At 64.1% G+C, this 24,568-nt stretch carries 22 protein-coding genes; 1 reads left to right on the plus strand and 21 read right to left on the minus strand.

Translation table 11 applies throughout. The features are described 5' to 3' along the window. Positions 1-144 precede the first annotated feature (144 nt). The 6 genes from PJW05_RS21070 to PJW05_RS21095 all read right to left on the minus strand — a co-directional run bounded on the left by PJW05_RS21070 (position 145) and on the right by PJW05_RS21095 (position 5,181). Complete coding sequence (locus PJW05_RS21070) at positions 145-780, minus strand: protein-L-isoaspartate(D-aspartate) O-methyltransferase (protein WP_271412282.1); 636 nt, start codon at positions 778-780, stop codon at positions 145-147. 41 nt (positions 781-821) lie between these two features. Beyond that, positions 822-1,571, minus strand: a complete 750-nt coding sequence (gene surE / locus PJW05_RS21075; RefSeq protein ID WP_271408895.1) for a 5'/3'-nucleotidase SurE — start codon at positions 1,569-1,571, stop codon at positions 822-824. After that, the gene (truD, locus tag PJW05_RS21080) at positions 1,559-2,617 is read right to left on the minus strand and encodes a tRNA pseudouridine(13) synthase TruD (RefSeq protein ID WP_271408896.1); all 1,059 of its coding nucleotides are present in this window, start codon (positions 2,615-2,617) and stop codon (positions 1,559-1,561) included. The genes surE and truD overlap by 13 nt, the downstream gene beginning before the upstream one ends. Next, entirely contained in the window at positions 2,614-3,087 is a 474-nt protein-coding gene (gene ispF, locus PJW05_RS21085) for a 2-C-methyl-D-erythritol 2,4-cyclodiphosphate synthase (protein ID WP_271408897.1), read from the minus strand. The genes truD and ispF overlap by 4 nt, the downstream gene beginning before the upstream one ends. A gap of 53 nt (positions 3,088-3,140) precedes the next feature. Then, entirely contained in the window at positions 3,141-3,986 is an 846-nt protein-coding gene (gene fghA, locus PJW05_RS21090; protein WP_271408898.1) for an S-formylglutathione hydrolase, read from the minus strand. Positions 3,987-4,068: 82 nt separating this feature from the next. Next, positions 4,069-5,181, minus strand: a complete 1,113-nt coding sequence (locus PJW05_RS21095) for an S-(hydroxymethyl)glutathione dehydrogenase/class III alcohol dehydrogenase (RefSeq protein WP_271408899.1) — start codon at positions 5,179-5,181, stop codon at positions 4,069-4,071. A gap of 103 nt (positions 5,182-5,284) precedes the next feature. Here PJW05_RS21095 and PJW05_RS21100 point away from each other — a divergent pair, with 103 nt between their 5' ends. Beyond that, positions 5,285-6,199 carry a LysR substrate-binding domain-containing protein gene (locus tag PJW05_RS21100; RefSeq protein ID WP_271408900.1) on the plus strand — a complete coding sequence of 305 codons (915 nt, stop codon included), beginning with the start codon at positions 5,285-5,287 and terminating at the stop codon, positions 6,197-6,199. Here PJW05_RS21100 and ispD read toward each other — a convergent pair. The 15 genes from ispD to bamA form a co-directional block, all read right to left on the minus strand. After that, on the minus strand, positions 6,175-6,885 hold the full coding sequence (ispD, locus tag PJW05_RS21105) for a 2-C-methyl-D-erythritol 4-phosphate cytidylyltransferase (RefSeq protein WP_271408901.1): 711 nt from the start codon (positions 6,883-6,885) through the stop codon (positions 6,175-6,177). The genes PJW05_RS21100 and ispD overlap by 25 nt on opposite strands. Next, complete coding sequence (gene ftsB / locus PJW05_RS21110) at positions 6,882-7,166, minus strand: cell division protein FtsB (RefSeq protein ID WP_271408902.1); 285 nt, start codon at positions 7,164-7,166, stop codon at positions 6,882-6,884. Before ftsB ends, ispD begins: the two co-directional genes overlap by 4 nt. A 183-nt stretch (positions 7,167-7,349) precedes the next feature. Continuing rightward, positions 7,350-8,639, minus strand: a complete 1,290-nt coding sequence (gene eno / locus PJW05_RS21115) for a phosphopyruvate hydratase (RefSeq protein ID WP_271408903.1) — start codon at positions 8,637-8,639, stop codon at positions 7,350-7,352. Between the two features lie 144 nt (positions 8,640-8,783). Continuing rightward, complete coding sequence (gene kdsA, locus PJW05_RS21120) at positions 8,784-9,629, minus strand: 3-deoxy-8-phosphooctulonate synthase (protein ID WP_271408904.1); 846 nt, start codon at positions 9,627-9,629, stop codon at positions 8,784-8,786. Positions 9,630-9,632: 3 nt separating this feature from the next. Next, positions 9,633-11,264 carry a CTP synthase gene (locus PJW05_RS21125; protein ID WP_271408905.1) on the minus strand — a complete coding sequence of 544 codons (1,632 nt, stop codon included), beginning with the start codon at positions 11,262-11,264 and terminating at the stop codon, positions 9,633-9,635. 176 nt (positions 11,265-11,440) lie between these two features. Continuing rightward, a complete protein-coding gene (gene tilS, locus PJW05_RS21130; protein WP_271408906.1) occupies positions 11,441-12,754 on the minus strand; it encodes a tRNA lysidine(34) synthetase TilS in 1,314 nt (437 codons plus the stop codon). A gap of 70 nt (positions 12,755-12,824) precedes the next feature. Then, positions 12,825-13,775: an acetyl-CoA carboxylase carboxyl transferase subunit alpha gene (gene accA / locus PJW05_RS21135; RefSeq protein ID WP_271408907.1), complete on the minus strand. Its 951-nt coding sequence runs from the start codon at positions 13,773-13,775 to the stop codon at positions 12,825-12,827. A 127-nt stretch (positions 13,776-13,902) separates the two neighbouring features. Then, a complete protein-coding gene (dnaE, locus tag PJW05_RS21140) occupies positions 13,903-17,427 on the minus strand; it encodes a DNA polymerase III subunit alpha (RefSeq protein ID WP_271408908.1) in 3,525 nt (1,174 codons plus the stop codon). 106 nt (positions 17,428-17,533) lie between these two features. Continuing rightward, on the minus strand, positions 17,534-18,136 hold the full coding sequence (rnhB, locus tag PJW05_RS21145) for a ribonuclease HII (protein WP_271408909.1): 603 nt from the start codon (positions 18,134-18,136) through the stop codon (positions 17,534-17,536). Beyond that, the gene (lpxB, locus tag PJW05_RS21150; RefSeq protein ID WP_271408910.1) at positions 18,136-19,269 is read right to left on the minus strand and encodes a lipid-A-disaccharide synthase; all 1,134 of its coding nucleotides are present in this window, start codon (positions 19,267-19,269) and stop codon (positions 18,136-18,138) included. Before lpxB ends, rnhB begins: the two co-directional genes overlap by 1 nt. Before the next feature lie 4 nt (positions 19,270-19,273). Then, positions 19,274-20,050 (minus strand): acyl-ACP--UDP-N-acetylglucosamine O-acyltransferase, encoded by a 777-nt coding sequence (lpxA, locus tag PJW05_RS21155; RefSeq protein ID WP_271408911.1) that lies wholly within the window; start codon positions 20,048-20,050, stop codon positions 19,274-19,276. Beyond that, the gene (gene fabZ, locus PJW05_RS21160; protein ID WP_271408912.1) at positions 20,047-20,487 is read right to left on the minus strand and encodes a 3-hydroxyacyl-ACP dehydratase FabZ; all 441 of its coding nucleotides are present in this window, start codon (positions 20,485-20,487) and stop codon (positions 20,047-20,049) included. The genes lpxA and fabZ overlap by 4 nt, the downstream gene beginning before the upstream one ends. A gap of 48 nt (positions 20,488-20,535) precedes the next feature. Further along, positions 20,536-21,597 (minus strand): UDP-3-O-(3-hydroxymyristoyl)glucosamine N-acyltransferase, encoded by a 1,062-nt coding sequence (gene lpxD, locus PJW05_RS21165; RefSeq protein ID WP_271408913.1) that lies wholly within the window; start codon positions 21,595-21,597, stop codon positions 20,536-20,538. Continuing rightward, positions 21,597-22,100, minus strand: a complete 504-nt coding sequence (locus PJW05_RS21170; protein ID WP_151136347.1) for an OmpH family outer membrane protein — start codon at positions 22,098-22,100, stop codon at positions 21,597-21,599. Before PJW05_RS21170 ends, lpxD begins: the two co-directional genes overlap by 1 nt. A gap of 42 nt (positions 22,101-22,142) precedes the next feature. Further along, positions 22,143-24,494, minus strand: coding sequence for an outer membrane protein assembly factor BamA (bamA, locus tag PJW05_RS21175; protein WP_271408914.1), 2,352 nt, complete (start codon positions 24,492-24,494; stop codon positions 22,143-22,145). Positions 24,495-24,568: the final 74 nt, after the last annotated feature.

The following is a 24,568-nucleotide window of genomic DNA, read 5'->3' on the forward strand; positions in this document are numbered from 1 at the left end:
CCCCTTTCCCAACGTTTCAAGGTCTTGATTATTGTGCCGGAAATATCCGGACGAGCCAGCCGCCTGCCGCACAATGTACAGCAGGCGGACGGCTTGGCGGTGCATCAGAAAGTTGCCCGCGACGCTGGTTCCCCGGCTATCCGCTCAGGCCAGCGGACCATTGAGCAGCGGTACGAAGCGCACCGCATCGAGTACGTGACGGGCGAAGCCCTGCTCTTCGCGAATGATCAGCATCAGCTGCTGGACATCGCCGGCCCCCACCGGGATCACCAGCCGCCCTCCCGGCGCCAGTTGATCCAGCAGAGCTTGCGGCACATCCGCCGCTGCCGCCGTAACGATGATGCCGTTGTAAGGCGCCAACGCCGACCAGCCTTCCCAGCCGTCGCCCCAGCGGAACACCACATTGCGCAGGTTGAGCTCGGCCAGGCGCTCCTTGGCCTTGTCCTGCAGGACCTGGATGCGCTCCACGGAAAACACCCGCTCCACCAGTTGGGCGAGGATTGCCGTCTGGTAGCCCGAACCGGTACCGATTTCCAGCACCTTGTCCAGCGGACCGGCGGCCAGCAACAGCTCGGTCATCCGCGCCACCATGTAGGGCTGCGAAATGGTCTGGTTGTGCCCGATCGGCAGCGCGGTGTCCTCATAGGCGCGATGGGCCAGCGCCTCGTCGACGAACAGGTGACGCGGTGTCCGGCGAATCGTTTCGAGCACATGGGCGTTGGACAGCCCTTCCTCGTACAGACGCTGGATAAGGCGCTCACGGGTGCGCTGGGAGGTCATGCCGATCCCATGGCGCATAAGGTCATCCTGTTCCCGGGGCATCAGAACAGGCCCTCCAACCAGTTGTCGAGGCCCTGGAAGGCCTCGTTGAAAGTCCGATCGAGCTGCAAGGGCGTAACGGATACGTAGCCCTGCATCACCGCATGGAAATCCGTACCCGGGCCACCGTCTTCGGCGTCGCCGGCTGCGGAAATCCAGTATCCCTCCTTGCCCCGTGGATTGACCACCTTCACCGGCGCGGCGGCCCGAGCGCGGTGCCCCAGCCGGGTCAACTGGATACCACGGATACGCTCAAGCGGCAGGTTGGGGATATTCACGTTGAGCACAGTGCGTGGCGGCAAGTCGAGCTGGTCATGGGCCGCGACCAGCCGGCGGGCAATATGCGCGGCGGTGGGCAGGTTGTCCGCCTGGCGGGACAGCAGGGAAAATGCGAACGCCGGCAGCGCGAGGAAGCGCCCTTCCAGGGCAGCGGCCACGGTGCCGGAATACAGCACGTCGTCCCCCAGGTTGGCACCCAGGTTGATACCCGACACCACCATGTCCGGCAGCTGTTCGAGCATACCGTTGAGCCCCAGGTGGACGCAGTCGGTCGGCGTGCCGTTGAGGCCGATGAAACCGTTCTCCAGCGTGCAGGGATGAAGCGGGCGGTCCAGGGTCAGGGAACTGCTGGCGCCACTCTTGTCCTGGTCCGGCGCGATGACCACGCAATCGGCGTAATCCTTGAGCGCGCCATGCAGAGCGGCGAGACCGGGGGCATTCACCCCGTCGTCGTTGGAAATCAGAATGCGCATGGGTTTTCCGTCTGCCCTGCCGGCAGCAGATCGACGAGCTCACGCACCACTGCGGTGGCGAAGCATCCAGCCGGCAGGACGAATTCCAGTTGCAGAACGTCAGGCTCGGGATAATGCCACGTCAGGCCGCCAATGGGGAGGCGGAGGATGCGCCGTTCGTGCGCCATTCCCGCTTCCGCCAACCAATGGCAAAGTGCTGCTTCATCCTCGGCTACCGCAGCCTCCAGACGGTGAGACGCCCCTTGAGCAGGAGAGGGACCCTCGCCCCAGAGCGGCCCGGTCGGGTGCAGGTCGAGCAGGGCCAGACGCGGATCGCCGCACTCGGCCTCGCCTGCGACGAAGAAGCTGCGACTGTCAGTGAACGCCAGCAGATCGCCAACCTGGGCCTGGTTCCAGGTTCCAGCGGCGATACGCTCCGCCAGCACGCGATTGAACAGATAGCTACGCCCTGCCGAGAGCAGGCGCGAACGCAGGTTGCGTTGCACCGGCAGCTCCCTGCGCTCGGCGAACGTGCGGGCGTCCACGACATTACCGCCGCCATGGCCGAAACGTTGCAGGCCGAAGTAATTGGGCACGCCCGATTCGGTCAGTCGCTTAAGTCGCGTGTCCAACGCCTCCCGATCCGCAACGAGTCGGGTAAGGCGCAAGGTGAAACCATTGGCCGAATGGGCGCCGCGCTGCAGCTTGCGCTTGTGGCGCACGCGCTTGAGGATTCGCAGACTGGCGTTCTCGGCGGCGGACAGATCCGGATCGGCCTTGCCCGGCAGGTGAAGACTGAACCATTGCCGGGTCAGCGCCTGGCGGTCCTTCAGTCCGGCGTAGCTGATCACCTTGATCGGCACTCCGGCGGCGCGGGCGATGCGGCGCGCTGCCTCCTCGGTGTTCAGTTCGCGCTTCTCCACCCAAAGCCAGAGGTGTTCACCCTCCCCTGCCAGCGGGATGTCCAGCACTTCGTCGACCTGGAAGTCCTCGGCCACCGCCTTCAGCAGCGCCTGCCCCAGGGGCTCGCCATAAGCACGCGGCCCCAGCAGTTCGAGCTCGGTCATACCGGCAGCAGCAGGGCCACCGCATGCACGGCGATCCCCTCCTCGCGCCCCGTGAAACCGAGCTTTTCAGTGGTGGTGGCCTTGACGTTGACCTGGTCCTGCCCGACCTCCAGGTCGGCGGCGATGTGGGCGCGCATGGCCTCGATGTGCGGCGCCATCTTCGGCGCCTGGGCGACGATGGTGCCGTCCACGTTCCCCACCTGCCAGCCCTTGGCCTTCACCAGCGACAGCACATGGCGCAACAACGCGCGGCTGTCGGCGCCCTTGAATTGCGGGTCGGTGTCCGGAAAGTGCTTGCCGATGTCGCCCAACGCCGCAGCACCGAGCAAGGCATCGGCCAACGCATGGAGTAGCACGTCACCATCGGAATGGGCGATGAGCCCGAACTTGTGGGGAATGCGCACGCCGCCCAGGGTAATGAAGTCGCCGTCGCCGAAGCGGTGTACGTCGTAGCCGTGGCCAATTCGCATAAACAAGTACGCCCTGAAAAGTCAGGGCGTGATTCTACCCGCTTTGGCGCCGCTTAGGCTTTCAGGGCCTCGGCATGGTGCCTCAAGTGATCGCCGATGAAGCTGGCGATGAAGTAGTAGCTGTGGTCGTATCCCGGCTGCAGGCGCAAGGTCAGCGGATGCCCCGCTGCCTTGGCCGCCGCCTGCAGGGCTTCGGGCTTGAGCTGGCTGGCGAGGAAGTCGTCACGGTCGCCCTGATCGACGAGGATCGGCAGGCGCTCGACGGCATCGGCCAGAAGCGCGCAGGCATCCCACTCGCGCCAGCGGGTGCGGTCCTCGCCCAGGTAGCGGCCGAAGGCCTTTTCACCCCAGGGGCAGGCCATGGGGTTGTTGATGGGCGCAAAGGCCGACAACGACTGGTAGCGCCCGGGGTTGCGCAGGGCACAGATCAAGGCGCCGTGGCCGCCCATGGAATGACCGCTGATGCCACGTTTGCCGGATACCGGGAAGTTGGCTTCGATCAGCGCCGGCAGCTCGTGGACCACGTAGTCGTGCATGCGGTAGTGACGCGCCCAGGGCTCCTGGGTGGCGTTCAGGTAGAAGCCGGCCCCCAGGCCGAAGTCCCAGGCATTGTCCGGATCTCCCGGAACGTCCGCGCCGCGCGGGCTGGTGTCGGGCGCGACGATGATGAGTCCGAGCTCCGCCGCCAGGCGCTGCGCACCGGCCTTCTGCATGAAATTCTCGTCGGTGCAGGTCAGTCCCGAGAGCCAGTAGAGCACCGGCAACTTCTTGCCCTGCTCTGCCTGGGGCGGCAGGTAGACGGCGAACACCATGTCGCAGTTGAGGCTGGTGGAGCGGTGGCGGTAACGCTTGTGCCAGCCGCCGAAGCTTTTGTTGCTGGAAACGATTTCGAGGGTCATGGAGCGATCTCCGTCGCAGCCGCGAGCCCGAGGCCGGAAGCACCGCTCGAGACGAGCCGCCGGCTTCGGGTCGGTGGCTTCATCAGTAGTGGACGACCGAACGAATGCTCTTGCCTTCGTGCATCAGGTCGAACGCTTCGTTGATCTTGTCCAGCCCCATGGTGTGGGTGATGAAAGTATCCAACGGGATCTCGCCCTGCTGCGCCTTTTCCACATAGCTCGGCAGCTCGGTGCGGCCTTTCACGCCACCGAAGGCCGAGCCGCGCCAGACGCGGCCGGTGACCAGTTGGAAGGGCCGGGTGCTGATCTCGGCACCGGCCGGCGCCACGCCGATGATGACGGACTCACCCCAGCCCTTGTGGCAGCACTCCAGCGCCGCACGCATCAGGTCGACATTGCCCACGCACTCGAAGCTGTAGTCCACGCCACCATCGGTCATCTCCACGATGACCTCCTGGATCGGCTTGGCGTGGTCCTTCGGATTGACGAAATCGGTAGCGCCCAGCTCGCGGGCCACCTCGAACTTCTCCGGGTTGATGTCGACGGCGATGATGCGCGAAGCCTTGGCCATCTTCGCGCCGATGATGGCCGCCAGGCCGATGCCGCCCAGGCCGAAGATCGCCACGCTGGCGCCTTCCTCCACCTTGGCGGTGTTGAGCACCGCACCGATACCGGTGGTCACGCCGCAGCCCAGCAGGCAGACCTTCTCCAGCGGCGCTTCCTGCGGAATCTTCGCCAGGGAGATTTCCGGCAGCACGGTGTACTCGGAGAACGTGGAGCAGCCCATGTAGTGGTAGATGGGTTGGCCGTTATAGCTGAAGCGAGTGGTGCCGTCCGGCATCAGGCCCTTGCCCTGGGTGGCGCGCACCTTCTGGCAGAGGTTGGTCTTGCCGGACTTGCAGAACTTGCACTCGCGGCATTCGGCGGTATAGAGCGGGATCACGTGGTCGCCCACGGCCAGGGAGGTCACGCCCTCACCCACCGCCTCGACGATGCCACCGCCTTCATGGCCGAGGATGCAGGGGAACACGCCTTCCGAATCGGCGCCTGACAGGGTGTAGGCATCGGTGTGGCAGACGCCGGTGGCCACGATCCGCACCAGGACTTCGCCGGCCTTGGGCGGCGCCACGTCCACTTCGACGATCTGCAGCGGCTGGTTGGGCGCGAAGGCCACGGCGGCACGGGACTTGATCATGGTGACTCTCCAGCTGATTGAATTGGCCAGGGAGTGTAGTTGAGCCGCTGATGGTAAATAATCCGCCATAAAGCAAAACGTTATTGCCACAGAGGGATAATCCATGAGTCGCTGGGAAGGCCTGGACGAGTTCGTCGCCGTCGCCGAGACAGGCCAGTTCACCGCGGCCGCCGAGCGCCTGGGCGTTTCCTCGTCCCATGTCAGCCGGCAGATCGCACGCCTGGAAGAACGCCTGCAGACGCGCCTGTTCTATCGCAGCACCCGCCGGGTCGCGCTGACTGAAGCCGGGCAGACGTTCCTCCAGCATTGCCAGCGCCTGCTGGACGCTCGGGAGGAAGCCCTGCGCGCCGTGAGCGACCTGACCAGCGAACCCAAGGGCCTGCTGCGCATGACCTGTGCAGTGGCCTATGGCGAGCGCTTCATCGTGCCCCTGGTCAACGAGTTCATGGCACGCCATCCGCAACTGCGGGTGGATATCGAACTGAGCAACCGTGCGCTGGATCTGGTGCACGAGGGGCTCGACGTGGCGATCCGCCTCGGCCGCCTGCAGGATTCGCGACTGGTGGCCACGCGACTGGCACCACGGGTCATGTACCTGTGCGCGGCCCCGTCCTACCTGGAGCGTTATGGCCGTCCCCACAGCCTCTCGGAGCTGGCGCGGCACAACTGCCTGATTGGCAGCGCGGACCACTGGGATTTCCTCCAGCAGGGACGCGAGCATTCCGTGCGCGTCCAGGGTAACTGGCGCTGCAACAGTGGCCAGGCCGTGCTGGACGCAGCCCTGCGCGGCTTCGGCCTGTGCCAGTTGCCGGATTACTACGTGCTGGAACACCTGCGCAGCGGCGCCCTGGTGTCCCTGCTGGAACAGCATCGTCCACCGAACACCGCGGTCTGGGCGCTTTATCCACAGCAACGGCACCTTTCGCCCAAAGTGCGGCAACTGGTGGACCTGCTCAAGGATGGGCTGGCCGGGCGGCCGGAGTATGCCGAGGCTCAGCCCCGCGTCGACCAGCGCTGACGCAGCCAGTCGAGGTCTTCGGGACGGGTAATCTTGAGGTTGTCGGCGCGGCCTTCCACCAGCCTGGGCGCGTTGCCCGCCCACTCCATGGCCGAGGCCTCGTCGGTAATCGCAGCCCCAGCCACCAGGGCATCGGCCAGGGCGCGATGCAAGGCGCCGAAACGGAACATCTGCGGCGTATAGGCCTGCCAGATCAGGCTGCGATCGACGGTCTCCGCCACCCGGCCATCGGCGCCGGCACGCTTGAGGGTATCCCGGGCCGGAACGGCCAGCAGCCCCCCGACGTCGTCGTTGGCCAGCTCAGACAGCAGCAGGTCAAGGTCGAAGCGTGACAGGTTCGGTCGCGCCGCATCATGCACCAGCACCCAGTCATGGGGCCGAGCGCCGTGCTCGGCCAGGCGCAGCAAGGCGCTGAGTACCGAGTCCGCCCGTTCCTTGCCACCGTCGGCGCGGATGATGCGCTCGTCATTGGCACAAGGCAGTGCCGGCCAATAGGGATCGTCCACGGACAGGGCAACCACCAGCCCCTTGAGCTGCGGATGGTCGAGAAAGCAGTCGAGCGTATGTTCGAGAATGGTTCGGCCGGCCAGTTCGAGGTACTGCTTGGGACGGTCGGCACGCATGCGGGCGCCGACTCCGGCAGCAGGAATCACGGCCCAGAAGAAGGGAGTATCGGTCTGGTTCATTCGGCAATCTGGTAGAGGGTTTCGCCTTCCTTGACCATGCCCAGCTCGTGGCGGGCACGCTCCTCGACTGTCTCCATGCCCTTCTTCAGCTCCATCACCTCCGCCTCGAGAATGCGGTTGCGCTCCAGCAGGCGTTCGTTCTCGCCTTTCTGTTCGGCGATCTGCTGCTGGAGATCGTGGACCTGCGCCAGGCTGCCATCACCCACCCAGAGGCGATACTGCAGACCGGACAGCATCAGGATCAGGACGACGAACAACCAATAAGTGTTGGGGCGAGTCATGTTGCCAGGGAGTGTCCATGCGAAAAGGGCAGCTTGCGCTGCCCTTTTACCATTCCTGGAACGGTTGCGTCGCTGCCGTGCGGCGGGAGACGACCGACCAGGTGAGATCAGGTGAAGGTGCAAAGTTTACATTAAGTAAGGGTGCGTTCAGCGCCTGATTTCAACATGGGTCACCGTAGACGATCAGCCACGGAATTCCGCACGGCCACGATACGGCGCCTTTTCGCCCAGTTGCTCTTCGATGCGCAGCAGCTGGTTGTACTTGGACACGCGGTCGGAGCGGCACAGGGAGCCGGTCTTGATCTGGCCGGCGGCGGTGCCTACAGCCAGGTCGGCAATGGTGCTGTCTTCGGTTTCGCCGGAACGGTGCGAGATCACCGCGGTGTAGCCGGCAGCCTTGGCCATCTGGATGGCTTCCAGGGTTTCGGTCAGGGAACCGATCTGGTTGAACTTGATCAGGATCGAGTTGGCGATGCTCTTCTCGATGCCTTCCTTGAGGATCTTGGTGTTGGTCACGAACAGGTCGTCACCCACCAGCTGCACCTTGGCGCCGATCTTCTCGGTCAGGCCTTTCCAGCCGGCCCAGTCGGACTCGTCCATGCCGTCTTCGATGGAGATGATCGGGTAGCGCTGGGTCAGACCGGCCAGGTAATCGGCGAAACCGGCAGCGTCGAAGGTCTTGCCTTCGCCGGACAGGTCGTACTGGCCGTCCTTGAAGAACTCGCTGGAAGCGCAGTCCAGGGCCAGGGTCACGTCGGTGCCCAGCTTGTAGCCGGCGTTGGCGACGGCTTCGGCGATGGCGGCCAGGGCGTCTTCGTTGGAAGCCAGGTTCGGCGCGAAGCCACCTTCGTCACCTACCGCGGTGTTCAGGCCACGGGCCTTCAGCACGGCTTTCAGGTGGTGGAAGATCTCGGCGCCCATGCGCAGGGCGTCGGCGAAGTTCTTGGCGCCGACCGGCTGCACCATGAACTCCTGGATGTCGACGTTGTTATCGGCGTGCTCGCCGCCGTTGATGATGTTCATCATGGGCACCGGCATGGAGTACTGGCCGGGCGTGCCGTTCAGCTCGGCGATGTGGGCATAGAGCGGGATGCCCTTGGCCTGGGCGGCAGCCTTGGCGGCGGCCAGGGACACGGCGAGGATGGCATTGGCACCCAGCTTGGCCTTGTTCTCGGTACCGTCCAGTTCGATCATGGCGCGGTCCAGGGCCTTCTGGTCGGCAGCGTCCTTGCCCAGCAGCAGGTCGCGGATCGGGCCGTTGATGTTGGACACGGCCTTCAGGACGCCCTTGCCCAGGTAACGGCTCTTGTCGCCATCACGCAGTTCCAGCGCCTCGCGGGAACCGGTGGAAGCACCGGAGGGCGCGCAGGCGCTGCCGATGATGCCGTTCTCGAGGATCACATCGGCTTCCACGGTGGGGTTGCCACGGGAGTCCAGAACCTCGCGGCCCTTGATGTCGACGATCTTTGCCATTGTTGTTAGCACTCCAAAAGTTGACGAAAACGCTCAGCAGAAAGTGAGGCAGTTCGCCGGGCCTCGGGGTCGGCCGGCCCGGCGAATGTCCTGACCGATCAGTCAGATTGTGCCCACGCGGCACTGTACCGGAGAACGGCCCGTTCAGGCAGTCTCGATCGGCGGAAAACTCTTGACCAGCTCGTCGAGTTGCTTGAGCTGGGACAGGAAGGGTTCGAGCTTGTTCAGGCGCAGGGCGCAGGGGCCGTCGCACTTGGCGTTGTCCGGGTCCGGGTGGGCTTCCAGGAAGAGGCCCGCCAGGCCCTGGCTCATGCCGGCCTTGGCCAGGTCGGTGACCTGGGCGCGGCGGCCACCGGCGGAGTCGGCACGCCCGCCCGGCATCTGCAGGGCATGGGTGACGTCGAAGAACACCGGGTATTCGAACTGCTTCATGATGCCGAAGCCGAGCATGTCCACCACCAGGTTGTTGTAACCGAAGGAGGAACCACGCTCGCAGAGGATCAGGCGATCATTGCCAGCTTCCTCGCACTTGCTGAGGATGTGCTTCATCTCCTGAGGCGCGAGGAACTGGGCTTTCTTGATGTTGATCACCGCGCCGGTCTTCGCCATGGCGACCACGAGGTCGGTCTGGCGAGAGAGGAAGGCCGGCAGCTGGATGATGTCGCACACCTCGGCCACCGGAGCCGCCTGGTCGGGCTCGTGGACGTCGGTGATCACCGGCACGCCGAAGGTCTTCTTCACTTCCTCGAAAATCTTCATGCCCTCTTCCAGGCCAGGGCCGCGGAAGGAATTGATCGACGAACGATTGGCCTTGTCGAAGCTGGCCTTGAAGACGTAGGGGATGCCGAGCTTCTCGGTCACCCGCACGTACTCTTCGCAGACTTTCAGGGCCAGGTCGCGGGATTCCAGCACGTTCATGCCGCCGAACAGCACAAAGGGCTTGTCGTTGGCGATCTCGATGTTGCCGACGCGGACGATCTTCTGCGCCATGGTTCAGGCCTTCTTCGCTTTCTGCGCCAGGGCGGCGGTGACGAAGCCGCTGAACAGCGGGTGGCCGTCGCGCGGGGTGGAGGTGAACTCCGGGTGGAACTGGCAGGCCACGAACCAGGGATGATCCGGAGCTTCCACGACCTCGACCAGGGCGCCGTCGCCGGAGCGGCCGGAAACCTTCAGGCCGGCTTCCTGCAGTTGCGGCAACAGGTTGTTGTTCACTTCATAGCGATGGCGGTGACGCTCGACGATCTCGTCCTTGCCGTAGCAGTCGCGGACCAGAGAGCCGGACTCCAGCTGGCAGGCCTGGGCGCCGAGACGCATGGTGCCGCCCAGGTCGGAGGCTTCGGTACGCATTTCGGTGGCGCCGGTCGCATCCTGCCACTCGGTGATCAGGCCAACGACCGGATGGCCGCTGGACTTGTCGAACTCGGTGGAGTTGGCATCGGCCCAACCCAGCACATTGCGGGCGTACTCGATCACCGCCACCTGCATGCCGAGGCAGATGCCAAGGTAGGGAATCTTGTTCTCGCGGGCATAGCGCACGGTGGAGATCTTGCCTTCCACACCGCGCAGGCCGAAACCGCCCGGCACCAGGATGGCGTCGACGCCTTCCAGCAGGCTGGTACCCTGGGTCTCGATGTCTTCAGAATCGATGTAGCGCAGGTTCACCTTGGTACGGTTCTGGATGCCGGCGTGGCTCATCGCTTCGATCAGCGATTTGTAGGCGTCCAGCAGCTCCATGTACTTGCCGACCATGGCGATGGTGACTTCCTTCTCCGGGTTCAGCTTGGCATCGACCACGCGATCCCATTCGGAGAGGTCTGCGCCGCCGCATTGCAGGCCGAAGCGCTCGACGACGATGTCGTCCAGGCCCTGGGCGTGCAGCACGGACGGAATCTTGTAGATGGTGTCGACGTCCTGCAGGGCGATCACCGCGCGTTCTTCCACGTTGGTGAAGAGGGCGATCTTGCGGCGGGAGGACAGGTCTACTTCATGGTCGGAACGGCAGATCAGGACATCCGGCTGCAGGCCGATGGAGCGCAGCTCCTTCACCGAGTGCTGGGTCGGTTTGGTCTTGGTCTCGCCGGCGGTGGCGATGTAGGGCACCAGGGTCAGGTGCATCAGCATGGCGCGCTTGGCGCCCACTTCCACGCGCAGCTGGCGGATGGCTTCGAGGAACGGCTGGGATTCGATGTCGCCGACGGTGCCGCCGATTTCCACCAGGGCCACGTCCGCGCCAGCGGCGCCCTTGATGATGCGGTGCTTGATCTCGTCGGTGATGTGCGGGATCACCTGGATGGTCGCACCCAGGTAGTCACCACGGCGCTCCTTGCGCAGCACGTCGGCGTAGACGCGACCGGTGGTGAAGTTGTTGTTCTGGGTCATGGTGGTGCGCACGAAGCGCTCGTAGTGGCCCAGGTCGAGGTCGGTCTCGGCGCCGTCCTCGGTCACGAAGACCTCACCATGCTGGAAGGGGCTCATGGTACCCGGGTCCACGTTGATGTACGGGTCGAGCTTGAGCATGGTGACCTTCAGTCCCCGCGCTTCCAGAATGGCGGCCAAGGATGCCGAGGCGATGCCTTTCCCCAATGAAGAAACAACACCACCCGTGACGAAGATGTAGCGCGTCATGAAAAACCCTAGAAGTCTGCGTTTAGGCGGAAAGCCGCCGGGGAAAGCGATGAAGGGCTATGGCCTTCAACCATGGAGCGCCACTGGACGCTGCCTTCAAAAGCAACAACCGCCGACTCCGAAGGAATCAGCGGAAGCTATGTAAGACGGGAGCGTAGTCTACCGGAAAGACCCTATCAGCTCAAACCTTGGTCATTCGTCGGTGGTGTCCAGCGCAGCCGCCAATGGCCGCTGCCCGAACCGTCCAGGGACGGCAAGTTGGCCAGGGCCTGCAACTCCCCGTCGATGAAAAGCAATGGCAACCGGCCACGGATGAACACCGGCAGGCGTGACTCATTGAGCAGGCGCTTGAGGTCCCGACGCCCCCGCTCCGCCACCACCAGTACCTCGCCACCCTGCCGGTAGCGAACCTCGAGTCGGCCGGACGGGGGGGTGCCCAGCAGTTCCAAACGCCCGTTACCGGGCAATTCGAGTGGCTGATCGAACCGGCGCCAGGGCAAGTTCGCCGAAGGCGCGAAGAGCCAGTCGCCGGAGAGCCACCATAACCGTCCGTCGGCGCGGTGCAGCTCCCCTGCGCCGAGGCGCCAGATGGGTCGGGCGTCAGGCGCTGCATCACGCAGGTCTTCCCAGCCAGCCCAATGGTCGCGGTCGGGCATGGGGGTCAGCGGCGCGAGCCAGAAACGCAGGGCATTGCGCTGCCGGGCCGGGGTCAGTGCCGCCAGCGTCGCAAGGTCCAGCGACGGTAGTGCCAGCCACGGGAACGCGGTGCCGCACCGCGCAGCCCCCAGGTCGCCTCGGGCCAACTCGGCCAACAGGCTTTCCGCTTCGGCCATGTGCTCGGCGCTGCGCGCCAGGCTGTCCGTCAGCCTTGGCCAGCGGCGCTGCAAGAGCGGGACGATATCCTGGCGGAGGAAGTTGCGCGCCAGCGCGGTATCGGTATTGCTGGGGTCGTCCACCCAATCGAGTCCCTCCGCACGGGCATAGGCCTCCAACTCGACACGGCAAACCTGGAGCAGCGGCCTGACCAGGCTACCCCGCCCCAGGGGACGGCTTGCCGGCATGCCCGCCAGTCCACGTACGCCGGCGCCGCGCAGCAGACGGAACAGCAACGTCTCGGCCTGGTCGTCACGGTGCTGCGCGGCGAGCAGAACCTCCCCCGCAGCCAGCCGCTCGCGAAAGGCGGCATAGCGCGCGTCCCGTGCGGCCCTTTCCAGGCTGGGGCCGGAATCGACCATTACCCGCTGAATGTCGAGCGGTACGCCCAGTCCATCGCAGACTCGCTGGCAATGGACCGGCCAGGCTTCGGCTGCGGCTTGCAGGCCATGATGGATGTGCAGGGCGGAAAGCGGCGGCAGGTCTTCGCGGCGTGCAAGGCGCGCCAACAGGTGAAGCAGGACGGTGGAATCGAGCCCGCCGGAAAAGGCGACGCGCCAAGCCGGCGCGTGGCGCCAGGGAGCCAGGGCGGTCAGGAGGCGGGACTCGAGGGACATGGCAAGGCTCGAAAAAGAATCGGGCCCCAAGCATAAGGCCGGGACCCGATCTTTACAGCCTGAAGCGGGATCAGGCTACGCCGTAGCTCATCAGGCGCTCGTAGCGACGCGCGAGGAGGTCCTCGGTGCTGAGCTTCTGCAGGGTCTTCAACTGCTCGGTGAGCTCCTTGCGGATCGACTCGGCGGCGGCGGCGGGATCGCGATGGGCGCCCCCCAGGGGCTCGGCGATCACCTTGTCGACGATGCCCAGGCCCTTCAGGCGCTCGGCGGTGATGCCCATGGCCTCGGCCGCGTCTGGTGCCTTCTCGGCCGTCTTCCACAGGATGGACGCACAACCTTCCGGCGAGATCACCGAGTAGGTGGAGTACTGCAGCATGTTCAGGCGGTCGCAGACACCGATGGCCAGCGCGCCGCCGGAGCCGCCTTCGCCGATCACGGTGGCGATGATCGGGGTCTTCAGGCGCGCCATCACGCGCAGGTTCCAGGCGATGGCTTCACTCTGCCCGCGTTCCTCGGCATCGATGCCCGGATAGGCGCCCGGCGTATCGATGAAGGTCACGATCGGCAGCTTGAAGCGCTCGGCCATTTCCATCAGGCGGCAGGCCTTGCGGTAGCCCTCCGGACGCGGCATGCCAAAGTTGCGGCGCACCTTCTCACGCACGTCACGGCCCTTCTGGTGGCCGATGACCATGACCGGCTGGTCGTCCAGGCGGGCGATGCCGCCGACAATGGCCGCGTCGTCCGAGAAGTGGCGGTCGCCATGCAGCTCGTCGAACTCGGTGAAGATGTGGTCGAGGTAGTCGAGGGTGTAAGGCCGGCGCGGGTGACGCGCCAACTGGGCGATCTGCCAGCTGGTGAGGTTGCCGAAGATGCTCTCGGTGAGCGCGCTGCTCTTCTCCTGCAGGCGGGAGATCTCGTCGGTGATGTTCAGGGCGTTGTCGTTACCGACCAGACGCAGCTCCTCGATCTTGGCTTGCAGATCGGCGATGGGCTGTTCGAAATCCAGAAAGTTCGGGTTCATAGGCTTCCGTCGTGCGCTTGGGGCCAGGCGGCTGGTTCCATTTGGCGCCCTACCTTAAGGGATCGGGCGCGTTCGGGTCGAGATCAAATCGAAATCGGGCCGGTGCGGGCGAGTTGTCACGCACGCATCAGCGGTAGTGCAGGAAGACGTTGTCGCGCCCGAACTGGTCACGCAATGCCTGAATCAATGCGTCGGCGGGCGTAATCCGCCAATCGTCGCCGAACTGCAGAACGGCCTTCGCGTCCTGGCCGGCGTAGTCCAGGGTGAGCGGACAGGAGCCACGGTGGCGGCCGCAGAGGTCCGCCAGCCAGCGCAGACGATCACCCTGCAGGGCGCTGAAATCGACTTTCATGCGCAGGCTCTCCGCCAGGCCGGTACGGGCTTCCTCCAGGCTCAGCACGCGCTTGGCACGCAGGCGCAGGCCACCGGAGAAATCGTCATGGCTGACTTCCCCTTCCACCACCACCAGGGCGTCGGTCTGGAGCAGGCCGCTGGCGGCGTTGAAGGCGTCGGCGAAGAGCGAAGCCTCGATACGCCCGGAGCGGTCGTCGAGGGTGATGAAGCCCATCTTGTCGCCCTTCTTGTTCTTCATCACCCGCAGGTTGACGATCAGGCCGGCGATGATCTGGGTGTCCCGCGCGGGCTTGAGCTCGACGATTCGCTGGCGGGCGAAGCGGCGGATCTCGCCTTCATACTCGTCGATGGGGTGGCCGGTCAGGTACAGGCCCAGGGTGTCTTTCTCGCCCTTCAGGCGCTCTTTGAGGGAGAGCTCCTTGGCGTTGCGATGGTTGGCGTACATGTCCGCTTCTGGCTCGGCGAACAGCCCGCCGAAGAGGTCCATGTGACCGCTGTCATGGCTGCGCGCGGTCTGCTCGGCGGCCTGGATGGCCTCTTCCATGGCAGCCAGCAGCACGGCGCGGTTGCGGTCGACGCCGGCCTGGTAGGCCTTGGCCTCGTCGCTGAAGAAGGGCCCCAGGCGATCTAGGGCGCCGCCACGGATCAGAGCTTCCAGGGTGCGCTTGTTGATGCGCTTGAGGTCGACACGGTTGCAGAAGTCGAACAGGTCCTTGAACGGACCGCCCTCGGCGCGGCATTCGGTGATGGCCTCCACCGGTCCCTCGCCCACACCCTTGATGGCACCCAGGCCATAGACGATGCGGCCGTCGTCGTCGACGGTGAAGCGATACTCTGAGTTGTTCACGTCCGGGGCGACGATGCGCAGCTTCATATGCCGGCATTCTTCGATCAGCGTCACCACCTTGTCGGTGTTGTGCATATCCGCGGTAAGCACGGCGGCCATGAAGGGGGCCGGGAAGTGCGCCTTGAGCCAGGCCGTCTGGTAGGAAACCCAGCCGTAGGCGGCGGAGTGGGACTTGTTGAAGCCGTAGCCGGCGAATTTTTCCACCAGGTCGAAGATGTTGCCCGAGAGGGTCGGATCGATGCCGTTGCTGGAGCAGCCTTCAATAAAGCCGCCGCGTTGCTTGGCCATTTCCTCGGGTTTCTTCTTGCCCATGGCGCGGCGCAGCATGTCGGCGCCGCCAAGGGTGTAGCCGGCCATCACCTGAGCGATCTGCATCACCTGTTCCTGGTACAGGATGATGCCGTAGGTGGGCTTGAGCACGGGCTCGAGGCCTTCGTACTGGTAGTCCGGGTGCGGGTAGGAAAGCTCGGCGCGGCCGTGCTTGCGGTTGATGAAGTCGTCCACCATGCCCGACTGCAGCGGGCCCGGTCGGAACAGCGCCACCAGAGCGATCATGTCTTCCAGGCAGTCCGGCTTGAGCTTCTTGATCAGCTCCTTCATGCCGCGGGATTCGAGCTGGAAGACCGCGGTGGTCTCCGCCTTCTGCAGCATGTCGTAGGTTTTCTTGTCGTCCAGCGGGATGCGGTCGATATCCACCGGCGGCAGGCCCTTCTTCGCCTGCTCGCGATTGATCATCTCCATGGCCCACTTGATGATCGTCAGGGTGCGAAGGCCGAGGAAGTCGAACTTCACCAGGCCGGCGGCTTCCACGTCGTCCTTGTCGAACTGGGTCACCAGGCCGCCGCCTTCCTCGTCACAGGCGATAGGTGCGAAGTCGGTCAGCTTGGTGGGGGCGATCACTACGCCACCGGCATGCTTGCCGGTGCCGCGGGTGATGCCTTCGAGCTTGAGCGCCATGTCCCAGATTTCCTGGGCTTCCTCATCGGCCTTGAGGAAATCCCGTAGCGCTTCTTCCTGGTTGTAGGCGGCCTCCAGGGTCATGCCCACCTCGAACGGAATCATCTTCGACAGGCGGTCGGCCAGGCCGTAGGATTTGCCCTGCACCCGCGCCACGTCGCGCACCACCGCCTTGGCCGCCATGGAACCGAAGGTGATGATCTGGCTCACCGCGTTGCGCCCGTATTTCTCGGCCACGTAGTCGATCACGCGGTCACGACCGTCCATGCAGAAGTCGACGTCGAAGTCGGGCATGGAGACGCGCTCGGGGTTGAGAAAGCGCTCGAACAGCAGGTCGTAGGCCAGCGGATCGAGGTCGGTGATCTTCAGCACGTAGGCCACCAGCGAGCCGGCACCCGAGCCACGCCCCGGTCCCACCGGCACGCCGTTGTTCTTCGCCCACTGGATGAAGTCGGCAACGATGAGGAAGTAGCCGGGGAAGCCCATCTGAATGATGGTGCCGAGTTCGAACTCCAGGCGATCGATGTAGAGCTGGCGCTTCTCTTCGTAGTCCGGCGTGGTGTCCTTCGGTAAGAGCACCGCCAGGCGCTCTTCCAGGCCCTCGTAGGAGGCATGGCGCAGGTAGTCGTCGATGCTCATGCCATTGGGCGTGGGGAAGTCGGGCAGGAAGTATTTGCCCAGCTGCACCTCGATGTTGCAGCGCTTGGCGATCTCGACGGTATTTTCAAGGGCCTCCGGGATGTCGGCGAAGAGCTCGGCCATTTCTTCGGGGGACTTGAGGTATTGCTGGTCGGAATAGTTGCGCGGCCGACGCGGATCGTCGAGGACACGCCCCTCGCCAATGCACACGCGGGTTTCGTGGGCCTCGAAGTCGCCAGGCTTGATGAAGCGCACGTCGTTGGTGGCCACCAGCGCAGCGCCACATCGGCCAGCCAGGGCCACGGCGGCGTGCACATGTTCTTCGTCGTTGACCCGGGCGGTGCGTTGCAGCTCCAGGTAGAAGCGGTCCGGGAAGACGGTCTGCCATTCGGCGAGCAGGGCTTCGGCGCCGGCCTGGTCGCCGTTGAGCAGGGCCATGCCGATCTCGCCCTCCTTGGCGCCGGACAGGGCGATCAGGCCTTCGGCGGCCTCCTTCACCCACTCACGCTGGATGATCACCAGGTCGTTACTCTGGCCTTCTGACCAGCCGCGCGAAACGAGTTCGGTCAGGTTGCGGTAGCCCTTGGCATTCATCGCCAGCAGGGTCATGCGACTCAAGGGGCCGTCCTCGGCCAGGCTCGCCAGCCAGATGTCCGCGCCGCAGATGGGCTTGATGCCGCCCCCCATGGCGGTCTTGTAGAACTTCACCAGCGAGCACATGTTGCTCTGGTCGGTAATCGCCACTGCCGGCATTCCCGCCCCGGCAACAGCCTTGACCAGCGGCTTGACCCGCACCAGACCGTCGACCAGGGAATATTCGGAGTGCAGACGCAGATGGACGAAGGAAGCGCTCATGGAAGTCCTATGCAAAACGCGAAAACGACAAGGCCCGGATTGTACCGGGCCCTCGGATAAAGCTACAGGCTTGGGGCGAGGTCGCGGACAGCTATGCCAAGCCGGCTCAGAAGCCGCCTTCGATCAGCGCCCGGACCGGGCCGAAGGAGCGCCGATGGATGGGGCTGGGCCCCTGGCGCCGCAGGGCTGCCAGGTGAACCGCGGTGGGATAGCCCTTGTGTCCGGCGATGCCATAACCAGGGTAGAGGGCATCCAGCTCGGCCATCTCGCGGTCGCGGCTGACCTTGGCCAGGATCGAAGCTGCGGCGATGGCCGGTACCTGGCTGTCGCCCTTGACCACCGGCGCACTGGGCACCTTGAGCTTGGGACAGCGGTTGCCATCGATCAGCGCCAGTTTCGGCGTGACGCTGAGACCCTCCACGGCACGCTGCATGGCGAGCATGGTGGCGTGCAGGATATTCAGCTGGTCGATCTCTTCCACCTCGGCGCGGGCAATGCACCAGGCCAGGGCCTTCTCGCGGATCTCGTCAAACAGCGCGTCGCGACGAGATTCGGAGAGTTTCTTCGAGTCGTTCAGGCCGAGGATCGGCCGCGCCGGATCGAGGATCACCGCAGCCGTCACCACCGGACCGCAGAGGGGGCCACGGCCGACTTCGTCGACACCGGCCACCAGCTCCTCCACCAGGCTGAAATCCAGACCGAGCTGCATCAGGGCTCCTCAATCAGGCGCAGAATGGCGTCGGCGGCCTGGCGCGAGGCGTCCTGCCGCAGGGCACGGTGAATGACATCGAAGCCGTGGGTCTGCACGTCGCCATCGTCCAACAGAGGCGATACCGCCTGGGCCAATGCCTCGGGCGTCGCGGCATCCTGCAGCAACTCGGGCACCAGCAGGCGCTGGGCCAGCAGGTTGGGCAAGGACACGTAGGGGCTCTTCACCAGGCGTCGGAGAATCCGGTAGGTCAACGGTGCCACCTTGTAGGCGACAACCATCGGCCGTTTGTAGAGCAGGGCTTCCAGGGTGGCCGTGCCGGAGGCGATCAGCACCGCGTCGCAAGCGGCCAGTGCCTCATGGGAGCGACCATCGAGCAGTTTCAGCGACAGGTCGCGCCCCGCCAGCATCGCCTCGACCTGCTCCCGCCGCTCGGGCGTCGCACAGGGCAGTACGAAGCGGATGCCGGGCCGGATAGAACGCAACCGCTCGGCGGCATCGAGGAACAACGCGCCCAGCTTGCCGACCTCACCGCCACGACTGCCTGGCAGCAACGCCACCACCGGCGAATCCTCGGGCAAGTCCAGCGTAACGCGCGCCACGGCACGATCAGCCTGCAATGGAATGGCGTCGGCCAAAGGATGACCGACAAAGCGCACCGGTACGCCGTGCTCTTCGTAGAAACGCGCCTCGAAGGGGAAGAGCGTGAGCATCAGGTCGCAGCCTTCGCGGATCTTAAGCACACGTTTCTGCCGCCAGGCCCAGACCGAGGGACTGACGTAGTGCACGGTCCGGATCCCGGCGCGGCGCAGCTTCAGCTCGATCCCCAGGTTGAAATCCGGAGCGTCGATGCCGATGAAGACGTCAGGACGTTCGTCGATCAGGGTCTGGATCAGGCGCTTGCGACGGCGCAGCAACTCGGGAAGACGGCCCAGCACTTCCACCAGGCCCATGACCGCGAGACGCTCCATGGGGAAATAGGATTCCAGCCCTTCGGCCTGCATGCGCGGCCCACCCACACCCATGAACTGGACATCGGGGCGGCGCGCCTTGAGCGCCTGCATCAGGGTGGAGCCAAGGATGTCGCCGGACGCCTCGCCGGCAACCAGCGCGATGCGCAGGGGACGATTCATGAATTCAACGGGTGATGCCGCGGGTCGAGGACTGGATGGAGTCGCGGAAAATCGCCACCTCCGGGAACTGCGCGGAGACCTCGGCCAGCTCGGCCAGGGCCTGCTCCACAGTCAGCCCCTGGCGATAGACCACCTTGTAGGCGCGGCGCAGGGCTGCGATGGCTTCGGCACTGAAGCCACGGCGGCGCATGCCTTCGAAGTTCATGCTGCGAGCCTCGGCCGGATTGCCGAAGACGGTGACGTAGGCCGGCACGTCCTTGCCAATGGCGGTGCCCATGCCGGAGAAACTGTGGGCGCCGATACGGCAGAACTGGTGCACCAGGGTGTAGCCGGACAGGATTGCCCAATCGTCCACATGCACATGGCCGGCCAGGGCGGTGTTGTTCACCAGGATGCAATGATTGGCGATCACGCTGTCGTGACCGATATGCACGTAGGCCATCAGCAGGTTGTGATCGCCGATAGTGGTTTCGGCGCGGTCCTGCACCGTACCGCGGTGGATCGTCACGCCTTCGCGAATCACATTGTGGTCACCGATCACCAGGCGGGTGGGCTCACCCTTGTACTTCAGGTCGGGCGTGTCCTCACCCACCGAAGAGAACTGATAGATGCGGTTGTGCTTGCCGATACGGGTCGGTCCCTTGATGACCACATGCGGTCCGACCACGGTCCCCTCGCCGATTTCCACATCGGGTCCAATGATCGACCAGGGGCCGACCTGAACGCCGTCCGCCAGCCTGGCTGCCGGATCGATAATGGCGCGAGGGTCAATCAAACTCATAGTTTGCGTTCCGCACAGATGATCTCGGCCGAGCAGACTTCCTTGCCATCGACGCTGGCGTGGCAATCGAACTTCCAGATACCGCGCTTGACGCTGGTGAACCGCGCTTCGAGGATCAGTTGATCACCCGGCAGCACCGGCTGGCGGAAGCGCAGTTTGTCCGAGCCCACGAAATAGTAGAGCGTGCCGTCGGCCGGTTTGACGTCGAGCATCTTGAATCCGAGGATGCCGGCTGCCTGGGCCATGGCCTCGATGATCAGCACGCCCGGCATGATCGGGTGCTGCGGGAAATGGCCGTTGAAGAAGGGCTCGTTGATGCTGACATTCTTGTAGGCGCGAATGCGCTTGCCTTCAACATCCAGTTCCACCACCCGATCCACCAGGAGGAAGGGGTAGCGGTGCGGCAGATATTCGCGAATCTCGTTGATGTCCATCATGTTCCTGGAGCCTTTTCAGAGGATTGGGGATGCACGGCGCGGCGTGGATCACGCTTCTGATGAAGCATCCCCGCCCGGGGTCACTGCCGCCAGGCGTTTTTCCAGTTGTTGCAGACGACGCGCCATCTCGTCCAACTGGCGAATCCGGGCAGCGCTCTTCTTCCAGTCCGCAGCCGTTTGCATCGCGGTTCCAGAAGAGTAGGCGCCCGGCTCGGTGATATTGCGGGTCACCATGGTCATGCCGGTGACGAACACGTTGTCACACACCTCGATATGGCCAACCATGCCCACACCGCCGGCGATCATGCAGTTGCGGCCGATCTTGGTGCTACCAGAAATGCCGACACAGCCGGCCATGGCGGTGTTGTCGCCGACCTGCACGTTGTGCGCGATCATGATCTGGTTATCCAGCTTCACGCCATTGCCGATCAGGGTATCCGACAGTGCGCCACGGTCGATCGTGGTATTGGCACCGACCTCAACGTCGTCGCCCAGGGTCACGCCACCGATTTGCGCGATCTTCTGCCAGACACCTTTCTCGTTGGCGAAGCCGAAGCCTTCACCGCCGATCACCGCGCCGGATTGGATCACCACGCGTTTGCCGATCTTCACGTCGTGATAGAGAGTCACGCGCGGAGCCAGCCAACCGCCTTCACCGATGGTGGTGCGGGCGCCGATAACGCAATGCGCCCCCAGCGTCACCCCGGCACCGATCTGCGCACCTGACTCGATCACCACGTAGGCACCGACACTGGCGCTTGGATCGACCAGGGCATCGGCCGCGACCACGGCGGTCGGATGGATACCCGGCGCAGCCTTGGGCTTGGGATCGAACAGGTGGGAAAGCTCGGCGTAAGCGAGGTAGGGGTTGGCGACCACCAGCGCTTCACCGGCATAGCCTTCGGCATCCGCCGCAGTCAGCAGGACGGCCGTAGCCCGGGTAGCGGAAAGGAACTTGCGGTACTGCGGGTTGGCCAGGAAGGTGAGCTGGCCGGGGCCGGCCTCCTGCAGGGTGGCCAGGCCGCTGATAGCCGTGTCCTCGGAGCCACGCAAGGTGGCACCGAGGCGACTGGCCAGTTGGCCGAGAGTGAAGACCGGAGTCGCCATCATCAGCGCTGCTGGTTCATGCGCTCGATGACCTGGCGGGTGATGTCGTACTGCGGCTTGACGTCAACCACTGCACCACGCTCCAGTACCAGGTCATAGCTGCCTTTCTTCAGCACTTCCTCGACGGCCTTATCCAGCTTCGGCTTGAGTTGCTTGAGCATGTCGCGGTCGGCGACGGCCTTGGCTTCGTTCAGCTCCTTGGACTGGAACTGGAAGTCGCGAGCCTTCTGCTTGAACTCGAGTTCCAGACGCTCACGCTCGGCCTGCTGCATCTTCTCGCCATCTTTCACCAGGCGGTCCTGAATGCGCTTGGCATCGCTTTCCAGGGTTTTCAGCTTGTTCAACTGGGGACCGAACTTCTTCTCGGCATCCACGGCGTATTTCTTGGCGGCATCCGATTCCAGCAGGGCCATCTGATAGTTCAATACCGCGATCTTCATTTCCGCGAAGGCCGGAGTCGCCATCATGGCAGCGGCAACCAGAACGAATTGAGTCAACTTACGCACGATGCAACTCCTGCAACACATACTGTTGTCTTGGTGAAACACTTAGAAAGTCTGGCCCAGGGAGAACTGGAACACCTGGGTATCGGCATTGTCCGGCTTCTTGACCGGCATGCCCAGACTGAAGCTCAACGGCCCCAGCGCGGTGATCCAGGTCAGTCCCACGCCCACGGAGCTGGCCAGGTCGCCGGCGTTGATGCTGCTGCAGTCGGTCGCGGTGGACGAGCAGCTGGTGTCGAACACGTTACCCACATCCCAGAAAAGCACAGTACGCAGCTGACGCTGATCCTTCACGAAGGGCAGCGGGAACAACAGCTCCACGCCACCCTGGATCAGTACGTTGCCGCCGAAGGGCAGCGGGTCCTGGTCCGGGTCGAAGGCGGTACCCGGATTGGTACCACGGCTCGGGGTGCTGCGCGGGCCGAGGCTGCTGTCTTCGAAGCCACGCACCGAGTTGAAACCGCCGGCGAAGTAGTGCTCGTAGAACGGCAGCTCGGAGGTGGAGCCGTAGCTGTCACCGTAGCCCAGCTCGGTGTGGAAGCGCAGCGCCGTGTTCTGGCTCAGCGGCGTGAACAACTGGCCGCGGTAGTCGAGCTTGTAGAACGACAGGTCGCTACCCGGAATGGTGCTTTCCAGCACCAGGCTCTGGGAGTGGCCACGGGTGGCCAGCACGCCCTTGTTCAGGGTGGACTCGGACCAGCCGATGGAGCCCTTGAAGTTCAGATAGCTATCGCCTTCGCTTTCGATGAAGTCGAAGATCTCATCAACGGTGTAGATACCGGTGTTGATATCGTCCTGCTGCACCGTCAAGCCATAGGTCAGGCGAGAAGTCTCGCTGATCGGGTAACCGATGCTGATGCCCGCGCCGTAGCTGTCAACCGCATAGCTGGACACGTCGGTATCGAGATCGTCGTAGTCGGTGCTGCGGTAGAAGGCGTTGTAACCCAGGCTCACGCCGTCCGGAGTCCAGTAGGGATCGACGAAACCGAAGTTGTAACGCGTCTGGTACTCGGAACGGGTCAGACCGATGCTGACCTTATTACCGGTACCCAGGAAGTTGTTCTGGCTGATCGAGCCGCCGAGGATCAGGCCCGCGCTCTGAGCGAAGCCCACACTGGCGGTGATGGAGCCGGACGGCTGCTCTTCCACGGTGTAGTTGACGTCGACCTGGTCGTCGGTGCCGGGCACCTGCGGGGTTTCGACGTTGACTTCCTTGAAGAAGCCCAGGCGTTCCAGGCGGGTCTTGGACTGGTCGATCAGGTAGGTCGAGGCCCAGCCACCTTCCATCTGGCGCATTTCGCGACGCAGCACTTCGTCTTCGGTCTTGGTGTTGCCGCGGAAGTTGATACGGTTGACGTAGGCACGCTTGCCCGGGTCCACCACGAAGGTGATGGAAACGGTGTTGTCTTCGTCGTGGGCTTCCGGCACGCCGTTGACGTTGGCGAAGGTATAGCCCTCGTTACCCAGGCGACGGGTGATCAGCTCGGAAGTGGTGGTCATCACCTTGCGCGAGAAGACCTGGCCCTGCTGCACCAGCAACAGTTTCTTGACTTCGTCCTCGGGCACCTTGAGATCACCGGAGAGCTTCACCTCGCGGACGGTGTACTTTTCGCCCTCGTCCACGTTGACGGTGATGTAGACGTGCTTCTTGTCCGGGGTAATGGATACCTGGGTGGAAGAGATATCCATGTTGATGTAGCCGCGGTCCAGATAGTAGGAACGCAGACGCTCCAGGTCACCGGAGAGCTTTTCGCGGGCGTACTTGTCGTCGTTCTTGAAGAAGGACAGCCAGTTGCTGGTCTTCAGCTCGAACAGGTCGATCAGGTCCTCATCGGGGAATACGGTGTTGCCGACGATATTGATGTGCTGGATCGCTGCCACCGAGCCTTCGTTGATCGTGATCTTCAGCGCGACGCGGTTGCGTGGCTGCGGGATCACATCGGCTTCGATCTCGGCGGAATAACGACCCTGGGCCACGTACTGGCGCTGCAGTTCGTTACGCACGCCTTCGAGGGTGGCACGCTGGAAGATCTCGCCTTCGGCCAGGCCGGACTGTTTCAGGCCCTTGAGCAGGTCTTCGGTGCTGATGGCCTTGTTGCCCTCGATCTCGATGCTGGAAATCGACGGGCGCTCGACCACGGTGATGACCAGCACGTCGCCATCACGGCCAAGCTGGATATCCTGGAAGAAACCGGTCTTGAACAGTGCACGGGTGGCTTCGACCAGGCGACGATCATCTGCGGTGTCGCCAACGTTCAGCGGCAGTGCGCCGAATACGCTGCCGGCGGATACCCGTTGCAGGCCGTTGACACGAATGTCGGAGATGTTGAAGGACTCGGCGTGAACCTCGGCGATCATGAGTGCGGCAAGCACCGCAGGTAGCAGCAGGCGTTTCATGAAGTCCTTTTTAATTCCAACCGGTAATAAAGAATCTGCCGCACAAGGCGGCAGACTCGGCATTCACTGACTTG

It is taken from the genome of Pseudomonas sp. Q1-7 (assembly GCF_028010285.1).
In the GTDB taxonomy this organism is placed as follows: Bacteria; Pseudomonadota; Gammaproteobacteria; order Pseudomonadales; family Pseudomonadaceae; genus Metapseudomonas.